This window comes from Flavihumibacter sp. CACIAM 22H1 (assembly GCF_001601815.1).
Taxonomy (GTDB): Bacteria; Bacteroidota; Bacteroidia; order Chitinophagales; family Chitinophagaceae; genus Flavihumibacter.
Genome location: NZ_LUKG01000039.1, coordinates 1 through 13,129, shown reverse-complemented (window position 1 = coordinate 13,129; position 13,129 = coordinate 1). Strand labels below are relative to the sequence as shown.

The window sequence follows — 13,129 nt, the reverse complement described above, 5'->3', positions numbered from 1 at the left end:
GGAATATTACTGAATTGAATTTCAAGGACTTCGATCATTTTTATTTCTACAATTCCTTCTACGAGCATATCGTTGACACTGAAAAAATAGACGATAAAATTTCTTTTTCCAGCGATTTATTTAACTATTACAGTCATTATCTTTATAAACAATTGTGCAAAGCCCCTGAAGGTACCCGTCTGGTTACCTACCACAGTCTGGAAACTGAGATTCCTCCTTCCTTCCAACTGGTAGCCACAGAAATAAACGATCAATTAAAATTTTGGGTTAAACTGTAAAACCTATTGGTACAATTATGGCTAAAAACTTGGACGATTACAGGTGTAAACTGATTAGTAAAATTTTGCAGGCTCCGACAACCGATCACGTAAGCCGTTTTTTCAATGCTGCTATTAAAAGCCTGAAAGAACATAAGGTAAATGGCTACGTAACAAAACGCTTCCTCGACAAAATTGAACTGGAACTAGACAGCATTCAGCCAAATGAGCTGAACCACCAGCAACTTAGGAACCGGGAAAAAGCCTATCAACTTACGGCTGCCTGCAAAACTCTATTATTTCCTACGGCGTCGGTTCCACTTATTGCCTAACCCGTCAGCAACAATTGCCTTTACCGCCGCAGGTAAATTTTCCGGATAAGTCCCCTAATACCGAGGGGTCTCCCAATACCGGGAAGCCTTTGGAAACCCATCTTTCCAGGCCATTTCTCATATTGGCCAGGAGCTTTGTATCAAAGCCCAGCTGAATTAAAACCGTTGCCGCCTGATGGCTCTTTGATCCATTCCAGCAAACCAGCACCAGTTCCTGGTCTGCAGGCAACTCCCTGAAACGCTGAAGCAGTTCCCGCAAGGGCATATGTATTATTCTGTCCACATTAAAGCTCAACTGCTTCAACTCAAACGCTTCGCGCACATCTACCAGCCACGCACCTCGCTTCATCCATACCCTGGATTGTGTAGGGCAAATTTCCTGTACCATAACTATTTCCTGATTGGATCATTAATTGAATGACTACACAAAAAAGCATAAATCAACCCTCAAATTAGCTGAGCAGTATCATCTCCTCTACTGATTTGGCTCCTTCCTGGTTATATCTACCCGCAGCACTCTTACACAAAAGTGTAATAGACAGGTTTCGGCCTAGGTATATTTTTGTAGATACCATTAGATGGTATAAAATATTGTTTTACGATCAAACATCCATTATTTATGAAATGCGTTCTTTTACTCGCTACTTTAATTACCTGCATGGAACTGCATGCACAACAGGTTGGAATTAATACAACGCAACCACAGTCTACCCTGGATATAACAGGACAGCCGACCGTTACCAATACCCCGGACGGAATTATTCCACCCCGTTTAACCCGGGCCCAGTTAATTGCCAAAACCGCCTACGGGCTTAATCAACAGGGCACTGTTGTTTATGTAACTGATCTTAGCGGAACGCTTAATACCGCTACAAAAGATGTGGTGCATACCGGCTTGTATGTTTTTAACGGCACCAAATGGAATCCACTCCAAAAAAAAATGATGGGGTTTTCAGCTACCAAAAACAACAGCTACTCTGTAACTGCGTTTGTTGATCACCAGCTACAATTTACGGCAGAAGAATTTGACCCCTATAATTGGTTCAATACAACCAATAACAGGTTTCAGCCAAATATTGCCGGTTATTATTATATCAATGCCAATGCAAGTGTATACTCGATATCCAGTGCATTGCGCATACTTATGATTAGGAAAAATGGCGTCAGGTTTAAACAAGGCAGCAGCAGTTATACCAGCCCAGTGGCTATTTCTGTTAGTGTACTGGTTTACCTGAATGGCACTACAGACTATCTTGATTTGGCCATCTATTCTACCACCGATTACACAGCAACCGCTACTCCAGCTGAAACCTATTTCCAGGCATATTATATAGGAGACTAAGGTTCCTTTTAAAATTCAAGTACCATGAAAAGCCAGATAATTACTGCAGGCCTGTTCCTGCTTATCGTAAACGGTTTATCCGCGCAATATGAATTCTATAACAACAATGCCACCGTTCATATTGGCAATACCGCCACCCTGTTCGTAAAAGGCAGCTTTACAAATGCAGGAACCACGCCCCTTTTCGATAATAACGGAACCCTTCAGATAACCGGTAATATTCAGAATAGCCAGGTTTTTTCAAACCACAAAGGCTCCCTTGTTCTACAAGGTAATGCAGTGCAAACAGTGAATGGTACAGCTGCCTGGCGTTGTCAACACCTTACCATCAACAATGGAAATACCCTGCACCTGAACACCCCCCTTGAAGTGTCGGGTACTGCCCAGTTTATCAGTGGCATAGTAACAACCTTGTCAAAAGATCATCCCCTTTTATTTACGGCAACCGGCAACCACAGCTCCGCGTCTGACCAGAGCCATGTAAACGGGTTTGTTGTAAAACTCGGAACCGGTGTATTCAGTTACCCGGTAGGTGATGGAATAAAACTTCAGAAAATTGATATCAATTCAAGCATCAATTCCAATGGAATGCGCGTACAATACCTGCCTTCCGATGCAGGCATCCTTCCTTTCGGACCCGGAGGAGCCGGTGCTAACCTATTGAAGTACTACAATGAAGCAGAACACTGGAATGTGGAGCCCCTGGGCACTGCTACCGGAAAACTTACGCTTTATTGGGATGACTACAACAATGCCGGAATTGCATCCATAGCTGATGTACGGGTTGCACACAAAACGAATACACACTGGCTGAATGAAGATGCCACTGCTGTTAGTGGAACCATTTTTGCTGGTTCCGTTACAAGTGGCACCATTAGCAATTGGAGTCCTTTTACACTGGGTAGTATTTCATCCAACAGCACTTTACCCCTTGTATGGATCTCTTTCCAGGGTAGACTTACAGCCAATAAAAATGCCCAGCTCAACTGGTCTGTAAACGAATACCAGGTGGCTGGTTACTCGGTAGAAAAAAGCACGGACGGCCGGAGTTTTAAAACAATCGCTCAATTACAAGGCAAAGGTGATGGTACAAATTCTTATAGTTTTCTGGACCATAGCCTGGAAGAAGAACCGGTTTTTTATAAAATAAAACAAACGGACCAGGATGGCCGGTTCAGTTATTCACCCGCAATACAGCTTCGGCCCTTCACCGTTTCTAACAGCCAACCCGTTGTATATCCGAATCCTTTTAACGCAGGCTTTACGGTAACCACTAATAAGGCAGAAAAACTGCGGTTGTTGGGCAGTGATGGAAAACTGCTGCAACAATACCAGCTACAGGCCGGAACCAACTACCTGCCGGCTGCCACCCTTTGCAGGGGTCATTATTTACTACAGTTTGAAAACGGCAAAATCATCCAGGTTACCAAACAATAACCAACCCAGCATGCTGTAGAACTATAAAATACGGAAAAAGTATAGTGGTCGGGGGCGGTAGAAGCCCTATATGCTCATAAGCAAGGCTAGGGCCCATACGTTTGTACCAGGCAATTGATTGTCTAAAAAATCGGTTCGGCGCAACGGTTACTGAACATGCAGCCGGTCAAAGGAAAACCGTTTGCCCCAAAGCTTCGCTTCCAGGTTCAGTCCCAAAATCCCGATAAACAAACAGCCGGCAGCCAGCAACAGCAACTCATTGGTATGCGGAATGGCCCAATAAAACATCGCAGAAACACCCTGTGCCATCAGCGTTAATTCTGTTAATACTATACCGAAAATAAATAACCAGCACCAGTTAGAAAGCCTGCCTCCGATTAGTGGTAATAATTTTTTTTCTATCATCCAGCCCAATAAAAACAGGCTTACAAAACCCAATAGCACCAGATGCAGATAACCGATTACAACAGGTCGGTAAGCGAAGGCGAAACTGCTTAAACCAGGCAACACCGACAAGCTCTGCAAAAGAACTTTTATACAAAAAGCCAGTAGAGACAGCAACCAGATCTGACGCAGGCCGCCGGACCTGACCGAAGCTTTAACCACCGGGTAAAGTATCCGCACTAACCACACCACCAGTATGGGCTGAACCAATGCTGCAAAAAGGGCGGCCCCGTTCATCCAGGAAGGCAGCCGCATCCACAATGCCGATAAAAAATAGGCTGGTATAGACACCCATGCCAGCAACTGCACAGGTGTCTTCAGCACTCCCTGCAACCCAACAGGCAGGCGGGAGAATAGCAATGCTAAAACAGCAAACAAAAACCAGCCATTGTACTGAAAATGAAGATAGAAATAAACTGCCCCAAAATACAGCTCTGCTTTGTTTATATGGTTGGCCATAAGCCAGGCCAGGTAAAAGGTTCCAAAGGAAGAAAGTACCAGAAAAACAACCGACCAACGGCTAAGTAAAAGGATCAATTCACCGGCCAGCCTTAGTCCATTTTCCTTCCACAACACCATCGCAAACCACCAACCCACCACTACGGAAGCAGTAGAAAAAAAAATCGACACGGCACCATAGCCCTGAAAGGGAAAACTCAGCAGCATTCCATAGGCACTGATCGAAAATAAACCCAGGATCCTATTGTATTTTTTAGCTTTTTCTTCGGGCAATAACCCTACCAGCGCACTCATCAAAAACAGGCTGATCCACCCGGCAAAAGCGAAATGAGAATGTGCATGGAGCAGGTTTTTATGGTGTATCCAGGGAAGCGGAAACAATATCTTTATACGCAATAATAACCCGGCCAATGCCACCAGTAACAGGTTCAACAAAGCCAGTCTTATCCATTTGGAAGCCGTTGCATTCATACCGGTTTTTACTACAAAAAAACTGCGGGCATAGTAAAGAAAAGATGATCAGAATCAGGTTTGTCTAATAAAAAACCTTACCTCGCTGAATGGTTAGCCGACCCCGTTCATGCAAGGTACGAATGGTGCGGATCACCGTCTCCACTCTTAACCCGGTCATATCGGCCAGTTGCTGGCGGGTCAGGTGCAGCTTACAGGGTTTCTGTTCAATTCCCCGCATCCTTTTATAATAATTCAACATAGTGGAAATCCGTTGCTCCGGGTTATTATATGCAAGCTCACGAAGGGTTAAAAATTTAAACCTCAGTCTTGTCACTAATAAATTGGAGAATTTAAAATGTATATCAAAATTAGTACGGATCATCTGATGAAAATTAGACTTGTGCAAACGCAGTAATACACAATCTTCATCAGCAATAGCAGTGGCCGCATAGGGAAGATCATCAAACAAGGGAAGTTCACCAAAACATTCACCTGGTTCAATCATTACCTGAATAAATTCCCTGCCATCTTCATTGATATTCACCCAACGAATCCTGCCTTCAATTAACTGGTAATAAAAAAAAGCAGCAGCCCCTTCCAGAAATACAGGGTCTCCCTTATCTACTTTTTTATAAGTAGCTCCATAGCTTAACAGGGTTTCCTCCGGAATAATAGGTGTTGACAGCATGGGCTTACATTTTGTTCAACAAATCTATCCAGGCCTTAAACAAAGAAGTATGATAAATATACAGAAATCACCTGAATTTAGGCCGGCTCCTTCTGACTCCGATCACGGTATTATATGATTTTCATCAGGTTATACTGATTCGAGCCCAATTATGACTTCAATCATAATTGTCGGCTCACAGCACTGCTAACATTGCACCATAATCATTTGTCAATAAAACTATTCACCATGAAAAAGCTCGTTCTCCTCGCCTGTATTGCAGCCCTGATTTATGCCTGCGGCAGTGGTACTGAACAAAAAGACCAGCCCGCCGATGCACCTGCTGGTTCAGCCGATGCCAGCGCTGCCCCGGCAGACAACCCCGATGGTGTGGGAAAATTCAAGAATGTACAGATTCCGGAAAAGCTGGATGCTGCTATGGCCCAAAAAGGAGAATCGGTCTATGATGTAAAATGCTCGTCCTGCCACAAATTAACCGATGAAAAACTGGTTGGTCCGGGTTGGAAAGGCGTAACCCAGCGCAATTCCGCCGCCTGGATCATGAATTTCGTAACCAATGTGGACGAGATGCTGAACACCGATCCCAAAGCCCAGGCACAGCTCGAAATCTGCCTGGTTCGAATGCCGAATCAAAACCTTACCGATGAGGATGCGCGCCATATTTACGAGTTCATGCGCAAAAATGATGGAGTACAGTAAACCAATCAACCCTAAAATAGATACAATGAATGCTTTCATCAAATTCAGCCTTGGAGCCGCCGCCTTACTGGCTGTTGGCATCCAGGCCTGTAAACCCAAAAACACCAGTTCAGCGGTTAGTGGTGATGCTGCCGTTAAAGCCTATGTGCCACCCGGTAAATACGACGAGTTCTACAATTTTGTGTCGGGTGGGTTCAGCGGACAAATGAGCGTTTACGGGCTGCCCAGTGGACGCCTGTTCCGGGTTATTCCTGTTTTTTCCGTAGATCCGGAAAAAGGCTGGGGCTATTCAGAAGAAACCAAACCCATGTTAATGACTTCACATGGATTTGTTCCCTGGGATGATCTACACCACACAGAGCTCTCTCAAACAAACGGAGAAATTGATGGTCGCTGGGTTTTTGGAAATGCCAATAACACGCCCCGTGTAGCCAGGATCGATCTAAAAACCTTCCGTACCGCGGAAATTATTGAGCTGCCTAACAGTGCGGGCAACCACTCCTCTCCTTTTATTACAGAAAACACCGAATATGTGGTTGCTGGCACCCGTTTTAGCATACCGGTTGATTATTCCAATGGCGATGTACCTATCAGCACCTACAAACAAAATTTCAAAGGCACCATCAGTTTTATCAGTGTGGGCAAAGAAAACGGGAAGATGGATATTGCTTTCCAACTGCTTCTGCCCGGTGTAAACTTTGATCTGAGCCATGCCGGAAAAGGCCCCAGCCATGGTTGGTTTTTCTTCTCCTGTTACAACAGTGAACAGGCTAATACCCTCCTGGAAGTAAATGCCTCCCAGCGCGATAAAGATTTTATCCTGGCCGTTAACTGGAAAAAAGCCGAGGAATACCTGAAAGCAGGTAAAGGCAAAAAAGAGAAAGTGCGTTATTCCCGAAATACCTGGGATGAAACCACGCATAGCGGAAAACACGAAATCCTGGAAGAAGTAACCGTACTGGATGCCGTGGCCCTTAAAGATATCTGTTACCTGATTCCCTGCCCCAAATCGCCCCATGGTTGCGATGTTGACCCAACCGGAGAATACATTGTTGGCTCGGGCAAACTGGCCGCATTAATTCCTGTTTTCTCTTATACAAAAATGCAGAAAGCTATTGCCGACAAAAAATTTGAAGGAGACTATGAAGGCATACCTGTAATCAAATACGAAGAGGCTTTATACGGAGAAGTGCAGAAACCCGGCCTCGGCCCCCTGCATACCGAGTTTGATGGTAAAGGCAATGCGTACACTTCATTTTTTGTTTCTTCTGAAATTGTTAAGTGGAATATCAAAGACCTGAAAGTACTGGATCGGGCACCTACCTTTTATTCCATCGGGCACCTATCCATCCCTGGCGGAGACAGTAAAAAACCGAATGCTAAATACGTAGTGGGCTACAATAAAATAACCAAAGACCGTTATCTGCCTACCGGTCCTGAACTGGCACAAAGTGCCCAGATCTATGATATCAGTGGTGATAAAATGCAACTCATCAATGATTTTCCTACTATTGGTGAACCACATTACGCACAGTCCGTTGCGGCTGATTTGATCAGTAAAAATTCTCTTAAGATTTTCAAAATTGAAGAAAATCATCACCCCTATGTAGCCAAAGGTGAAAAAGAAAGTAAAGTGGTGCGCGATGGAAATAAAATACATGTTTACATTACGTCTATCCGCTCGCACTTTTCACCGGATAACATCGAAGGCGTAAAAGTAGGCGATGAAGTGTATTTCCATGTAACCAATTTAGAGCAGGATTGGGATGTGCCGCATGGTTTTGCAGTAAAAGGCGCCAATAATGCAGAATTACTGATTATGCCCGGCGAAACCCAAACACTTAAATGGATACCAGAAAAAACCGGCATCTACCCGATTTACTGTACAGATTTCTGTAGTGCATTGCACCAGGAAATGTCGGGTTATGTTCGCGTAAGTCCGAAAGGGTCTTCTGTTCCGCTAAGCTTTAGTCTTGGTAAAAACAGTTCCGATCCAACTTCTAAAGAGAATAACAGTAACGCACAATAATACCTGAAAGGGCAGGCATGCCTGCCCTTTCTTCAAATTAACTGGCATGAAATCAAGCTTAGCTCCTTCCACCCGAATCATCAGCCTGGTAACCGCTATTGCTGTAGGATTGGTTTTCTTTCTGCCCATCTGGCGGATTGATCTGATTGCACCTCAATATCCGGAGGGACTATACCTGCAGATTTATGCTGCTAAACTGGGTGGTGATGTAGATGTCATAAATGGACTGAACCACTATATCGGCATGAACCATATCCATGAAAAAGACTTTGTTGAGTTCCAGGTACTGCCCTATCTTATTTTGGTTCTTGCAGGATTTGGTCTACTAACTACAATCATTAACCGAAAATGGTTCTATTTCACCTGGTTTGGCTGCCTGCTGGCTTTTGGTGTACTTGCTATGGTTGATTTTTATCGCTGGCTTTATAATTATGGCCATAACCTGGATCCGTCGGCAGCCATAAAAGTACCCGGGCAATCTTACCAGCCGCCTTTGATCGGGTATAAACAGTTATTAAATTTTGGCGCCTATTCCATGCCCGATACAGGTGGATGGATTTTTATCGGTGCAGGACTTTTGTTAGTGATAGGTGCCTGGGTAGAGATCAAACGAAGCAGGAAAGCAGGAACTTCCTATACATTCCTATTCCCCTTACTTACTATCCCCTTTTTACTGAAGGGCTGTTCTGCTTCTCCTGAAACCATTCCCTATGGAAAACAATCCTGCCAGTATTGCAAAATGACCCTATTGGAAAAACAGTTCGGTACAGAATTAGTTGCTGCTACAGGGAAAGCCTATTTCTTTGACGACATTACCTGCCTGCAGGCCTATATACGTGAAGGCCAGCCGGGCAGCTCCGGCAATTACCAGGTATTTATGAGTGATTATAAGAATGCAGACAAGCTGCTTAATTTAAACCAGGCCTTCCTTTATAAATCACCCGAACTTAAAGGCCCCATGGGCGGCACCATTGCCGCTTTTGAATCGGAGCAGGCACGCACTGAATTCAGTAAAACAAAACCGGGGCAGAATAGCTCCTGGAAAGAACAGCTTCAGCCATGATCCGTCTGCTTTTACTATACATACTTACAGTGACTGCCGGTGCTGCACGGGCCGCCATTCACCTGGTTAAAGCTGGCGAATCCATTCAGGCAGCTATTAATAAAGCACAACCTGGCGACCTTATCAAAGTGTACCCAGGCACCTTTCGCGAAAAAGGAATACAGATCAATAAACCGCTGGTGCTGATGGGGGTAGACTACCCGGTGCTGGATGGAGAAAAAAAATACGAAATCCTCACTATTACGGCCGATCATGTAGTGGTACAAGGTTTTGAACTGATTCGTTCCGGCTACAGCAGCATGAATGAACTGGCCGCCATTCGAATAAAGGAAGCCGCTTATGTAGGCATTCGGAATAATCGCCTGAACGAAAATTTTTTTGGAATATATTGCCAGCATGCCCGCTATGCATTCATCGCCAATAACCGGATTGTCAGCAATGGCAGCAGTGAGCTTGAAGCAGGAAATGGGATACATGCCTGGAAGAGTGACCATCTTGTTATTCAACAAAACAACATCACCGGGCACCGCGATGGCATTTACTTTGAATTCGTAACAGAATCAACCATAGCCCATAATACCAGCCATAAAAATATCCGGTATGGACTTCATTTTATGTTTTCGCACCAGGATATTTATACCAATAATACATTTAGCGAAAATGGTGCCGGGGTAGCAGTAATGTACAGCAGGCAGGTAACCATGTACCACAACCGTTTTATTGATAATTGGGGAAGTGCTGCCTATGGAATTCTGCTGAAAGAAATTTCCGACAGCAAAGCCGCTTTTAATGAATTTTCCCGAAATACGGCAGCAATTTATATGGAGGGTTCAAGCCGGCTAAATATATATGCCAACCGATTTAATCAGAATGGATATGGCATACGCATTCAGGCATCCTGCGACAACAACAATATTTCAAAAAACAATTTCATTGCCAACAGTTTTGATATTGCTACCAATGGCAGCCTGGTTTTAAATTCCTTTGATGGCAATTACTGGGACAAATACGAAGGCTACGATTTAAACAAGGATGGAATCGGGGATGTTCCCTATCGCCCGCTCAGCCTATTTGCGCTTATTGTGGAACGCAATAACAGTTCGATGATGTTGTTCCGGAGCCCCATGGTAGGATTACTTGAACGGGCGGAAAAAATAATGCCTGGTATAACACCTGAGCAGCTAAAGGACAACAAACCACAAATGAAACCTTTACCATTATGATCATTGCTACCAATGTGCAGAAGAAATTCGGCCGGCTGGTTGCCCTGGACCGCATTAGTTTAAGTTGCAACAAAGGACAAACCATTGCACTTATCGGACCTAACGGATCGGGCAAAACAACATTTATAAAATGCCTATTAGGCATGGTACTTCCTGATAGTGGTTTTATTACCATTAACCAGCAAAACATTCATCAGAACTGGCAATACCGCCAACAGATCGGTTACATGCCACAGATCAGCCGTTTTCCCGACAATATGCGTATTGAACAGGTCCTGGATATGGTACGTGATATCCGGTACCAGCCAGGGCAGCAACTTGACGAGGAATTGATTGAGGCATTTGAATTAAAGCGACAATTTGGTAAAAGAATGCGGACCCTCTCCGGCGGAACCCGTCAAAAAGTAAGTGCCTGCCTGGCATTTTTATTCAATCCGGCCATATTGATCCTGGATGAACCTACCGCCGGGCTCGATCCGGTTGCCAGCGAGGTACTGAAAAATAAAATAGCCACCGAAAAAGCTAAAGGAAAACTAACCCTTATAACCTCCCATGTATTAAGTGACCTAGATGACCTGGTTTCAGAAATCATTTACCTGCAGGACGGGAAGCTTCGTTTCCATGAATCGGTTAGCCGATTACAGGAAAAAACCGGTGAAGCTAAATTGAATAAAGTGATGGCCCGGATCATGCTTCAAAAAACAGCCCAGTCATGAAAAAATAATCAATTACAGCCTCCTTGATATATTGCGGAATCGCATTATACTGGCTTATACAATTTTACTGGCGCTGGTTACTATCAGCTTGTTTGCGTTGGAAGACAACCCGGCCAAAGCAATTATGAGCCTGCTTAATATAGGCATCTTAATTGTTCCGCTCGTAAGTAGTATATTCTGTACCATTTACCTATATAATAGCGCTGAATTCATAGAACTTCTTGTGGCGCAACCCATCAGACGATCTCGCTTGTTATGGGGTGTTTATCTCGGAATGATTACGGCCCTGTTAATTGCCCTTCTGGCAGGTATCGGACTGCCGCTGCTTCTGCTTCACCCGGCAGCAACCTCCCTGAACCTCTTTTTTATAAGTTGTTCATTAACCATTGTATTTGCTTCCCTGGCCACTTTATCGGCAGTACTCACAAGAGACAAAGCAAAAGGAATTGGTTTGTGTTTATTGCTATGGTTTTACTTTACATTTATTTTTGATGGGCTGGTATTGCTGGTTCTTTTTCAATTTGCTGATTACCCGCTAGATACTGCCATGATTGGAATGAGTATGCTCAATCCGATTGATATGGCCAGGATAGGCATGTTGCTGCAGTTAGACATATCAGCTATGATGGGTTTAACCGGCGCATTATTCCAGGACTTCTTTGGTACCGGCACCGGTTTCTTCCTCATTGTATTGGTAATGATTGTTTGGATGGCTTTTCCTATTTTGCTGGCAGTTCGGCGATTCAACCATAAAGATTTATAAACTGTACCAAAATGAAAAAAGACATTTCCGGCAGAGCTGATATAGAACTTCTGATTAATACTTTTTACGACCGGGTTAAAACCAATGAACGCATCGGGCATTTTTTTACCGTAGATAAAAAAATTGACTGGGCGGTGCATCTTCCTATTATGTATAATTTCTGGGAAAACATTCTTTTTTATACCGGTTTATACAATGGTAATCCTATGGCTGTTCACAAACAATTGCACCAGGAATATCCTTTGAGCAAAGAAGATTTTGCGGAATGGATCCGGGTTTTCAAACAAACCTGCAATGATTTATTCGAGGGCGATAATTCTGCCCTTATACAACAACGAGCGCAATCAATTGCGCTCGTTATGGAAGGTAAAATTGTTTCGCCTCATTTCTGAGGAGGCAGTAATACTTCATCTATTACATGAATGATTCCGTTACTGGCGGCAACACTGGCAAGAATAGTGGCTTTTTCGTTCACCTGTACCTTACCATCCTTAACGCGGAGCGTAATATTATCTCCATTGGCTTGTCCAAGTACCTGCCCGTCATTCATTAAATCTGTTTTAATTACTCCAACATAAACATGGTATTGCAGAATATTTTCCAATGCCGACTTATTTTCCGGCTGCAATAGTTTTTCCAGTGTTCCGGCGGGTAATTTTTCAAAAGCTGCGTTGGTGGGGGCAAATACCGTAAAAGGGCCGGCATTGGATAATACGTCTACCAGCCCGGCAGCCTGTACAGCTTTTACAAGGGTGGAATGATCTGCACTTCCAATAGCCACTTTAACGATATCTTTTTGTGAATCATCGTCTTTAACAGCCGACTGTCCGCCGGCAGCAGCCGTACCCGTAGATTCGGCTGGAGCTGTACCGGAAGCGGCATTGTTATTACAGGACTGTGCCAGTAACGCGCCAACAAGTAAGAGGGGCATCCATTTTCTCATATTCCAGATTTTTGGGTGATTATAATCCACTAATCTATTCCAGCTTCCTGTTTTTTGTTATGATCTGAATCATAACAAAAAAAAGCAGGTAGTAGATACTACCCGCGTTCACACACATGAGAAATAAAGAAAGATTTATTGCATCTGTGCTTCGTGCAAAGGATGCTTACTGATAAGTTGAATTAGTTTGGCCTGCATATTTTCATTTCGGTAATTGTACCTGAACTCACATTCCTTAATATGCAAATAGAGTGTATTCCGGTTAACTCCTCTGAATTTCA

14 protein-coding genes and 1 pseudogene are annotated in these 13,129 nt (G+C 43.8%); 11 read left to right on the top strand and 4 right to left on the bottom strand.

All coding sequences use genetic code 11. From position 1 onward, the window contains the following. Positions 1-278, top strand: a pseudogene (locus A1D16_RS12035) (methyltransferase); the annotation flags it as partial. Positions 279-295: 17 nt separating this feature from the next. After that, positions 296-589 (top strand): hypothetical protein, encoded by a 294-nt coding sequence (locus A1D16_RS12030; RefSeq protein WP_290709776.1) that lies wholly within the window; start codon positions 296-298, stop codon positions 587-589. Positions 590-593: 4 nt separating this feature from the next. On the opposite strand, the gene A1D16_RS12025 is transcribed toward A1D16_RS12030, so the two are convergent. Next, entirely contained in the window at positions 594-938 is a 345-nt protein-coding gene (locus A1D16_RS12025; protein ID WP_290709774.1) for a rhodanese-like domain-containing protein, read from the bottom strand. Positions 939-1,208: 270 nt separating this feature from the next. Between A1D16_RS12025 and A1D16_RS12020 the strand changes: the two genes are divergently transcribed. Further along, a complete protein-coding gene (locus tag A1D16_RS12020) occupies positions 1,209-1,931 on the top strand; it encodes a hypothetical protein (RefSeq protein WP_290709772.1) in 723 nt (240 codons plus the stop codon). 24 nt (positions 1,932-1,955) lie between these two features. Further along, positions 1,956-3,368 (top strand): T9SS type A sorting domain-containing protein, encoded by a 1,413-nt coding sequence (locus tag A1D16_RS12015; RefSeq protein ID WP_290709770.1) that lies wholly within the window; start codon positions 1,956-1,958, stop codon positions 3,366-3,368. Between the two features lie 147 nt (positions 3,369-3,515). On the opposite strand, the gene A1D16_RS12010 is transcribed toward A1D16_RS12015, so the two are convergent. Further along, positions 3,516-4,742 (bottom strand): hypothetical protein, encoded by a 1,227-nt coding sequence (locus tag A1D16_RS12010; protein WP_290709768.1) that lies wholly within the window; start codon positions 4,740-4,742, stop codon positions 3,516-3,518. Between the two features lie 64 nt (positions 4,743-4,806). Further along, a complete protein-coding gene (locus tag A1D16_RS12005; protein WP_290709766.1) occupies positions 4,807-5,412 on the bottom strand; it encodes a Crp/Fnr family transcriptional regulator in 606 nt (201 codons plus the stop codon). 228 nt (positions 5,413-5,640) lie between these two features. On the opposite strand from A1D16_RS12005, the gene A1D16_RS12000 reads away from it, so the two are divergent. From A1D16_RS12000 to A1D16_RS11970, 7 genes are read left to right on the top strand one after another with little or no spacing between them, the layout of a single operon-like run. After that, entirely contained in the window at positions 5,641-6,111 is a 471-nt protein-coding gene (locus A1D16_RS12000; RefSeq protein WP_290709764.1) for a c-type cytochrome, read from the top strand. A gap of 25 nt (positions 6,112-6,136) precedes the next feature. Next, positions 6,137-8,140, top strand: a complete 2,004-nt coding sequence (gene nosZ / locus A1D16_RS11995) for a Sec-dependent nitrous-oxide reductase (RefSeq protein WP_290709762.1) — start codon at positions 6,137-6,139, stop codon at positions 8,138-8,140. 46 nt (positions 8,141-8,186) lie between these two features. After that, on the top strand, positions 8,187-9,203 hold the full coding sequence (locus tag A1D16_RS11990; protein WP_290709760.1) for a nitrous oxide reductase accessory protein NosL: 1,017 nt from the start codon (positions 8,187-8,189) through the stop codon (positions 9,201-9,203). Then, entirely contained in the window at positions 9,200-10,426 is a 1,227-nt protein-coding gene (locus tag A1D16_RS11985; protein WP_290709758.1) for a nitrous oxide reductase family maturation protein NosD, read from the top strand. Before A1D16_RS11990 ends, A1D16_RS11985 begins: the two co-directional genes overlap by 4 nt. Further along, a complete protein-coding gene (locus tag A1D16_RS11980; protein WP_290709756.1) occupies positions 10,423-11,142 on the top strand; it encodes an ABC transporter ATP-binding protein in 720 nt (239 codons plus the stop codon). The genes A1D16_RS11985 and A1D16_RS11980 overlap by 4 nt, the downstream gene beginning before the upstream one ends. 31 nt (positions 11,143-11,173) lie before the next feature. Further along, positions 11,174-11,905: an ABC transporter permease subunit gene (locus tag A1D16_RS11975; protein ID WP_290709754.1), complete on the top strand. Its 732-nt coding sequence runs from the start codon at positions 11,174-11,176 to the stop codon at positions 11,903-11,905. An 11-nt stretch (positions 11,906-11,916) separates the two neighbouring features. After that, positions 11,917-12,297, top strand: a complete 381-nt coding sequence (locus A1D16_RS11970; RefSeq protein WP_290709752.1) for a group III truncated hemoglobin — start codon at positions 11,917-11,919, stop codon at positions 12,295-12,297. Here A1D16_RS11970 and A1D16_RS11965 read toward each other — a convergent pair. Further along, entirely contained in the window at positions 12,288-12,848 is a 561-nt protein-coding gene (locus A1D16_RS11965; protein WP_290709750.1) for a fasciclin domain-containing protein, read from the bottom strand. The two genes, A1D16_RS11970 and A1D16_RS11965, sit on opposite strands and share 10 nt — an antisense overlap. Positions 12,849-13,129: the final 281 nt, after the last annotated feature.

Coding starts and splice junctions, on each gene's coding strand:
- A1D16_RS12030 (WP_290709776.1), top strand. CDS start 296: ATGGCTAAAAACTTGGACGATTACAGGTGTAAACTGATTAGTAAAATT.
- A1D16_RS12025 (WP_290709774.1), bottom strand. CDS start 938: ATGAAGCGAGGTGCGTGGCTGGTAGATGTGCGCGAAGCGTTTGAGTTG.
- A1D16_RS12020 (WP_290709772.1), top strand. CDS start 1,209: ATGAAATGCGTTCTTTTACTCGCTACTTTAATTACCTGCATGGAACTG.
- A1D16_RS12015 (WP_290709770.1), top strand. CDS start 1,956: ATGAAAAGCCAGATAATTACTGCAGGCCTGTTCCTGCTTATCGTAAAC.
- A1D16_RS12010 (WP_290709768.1), bottom strand. CDS start 4,742: ATGAATGCAACGGCTTCCAAATGGATAAGACTGGCTTTGTTGAACCTG.
- A1D16_RS12005 (WP_290709766.1), bottom strand. CDS start 5,412: ATGCTGTCAACACCTATTATTCCGGAGGAAACCCTGTTAAGCTATGGA.
- A1D16_RS12000 (WP_290709764.1), top strand. CDS start 5,641: ATGAAAAAGCTCGTTCTCCTCGCCTGTATTGCAGCCCTGATTTATGCC.
- nosZ (WP_290709762.1), top strand. CDS start 6,137: ATGAATGCTTTCATCAAATTCAGCCTTGGAGCCGCCGCCTTACTGGCT.
- A1D16_RS11990 (WP_290709760.1), top strand. CDS start 8,187: ATGAAATCAAGCTTAGCTCCTTCCACCCGAATCATCAGCCTGGTAACC.
- A1D16_RS11985 (WP_290709758.1), top strand. CDS start 9,200: ATGATCCGTCTGCTTTTACTATACATACTTACAGTGACTGCCGGTGCT.
- A1D16_RS11980 (WP_290709756.1), top strand. CDS start 10,423: ATGATCATTGCTACCAATGTGCAGAAGAAATTCGGCCGGCTGGTTGCC.
- A1D16_RS11970 (WP_290709752.1), top strand. CDS start 11,917: ATGAAAAAAGACATTTCCGGCAGAGCTGATATAGAACTTCTGATTAAT.
- A1D16_RS11965 (WP_290709750.1), bottom strand. CDS start 12,848: ATGAGAAAATGGATGCCCCTCTTACTTGTTGGCGCGTTACTGGCACAG.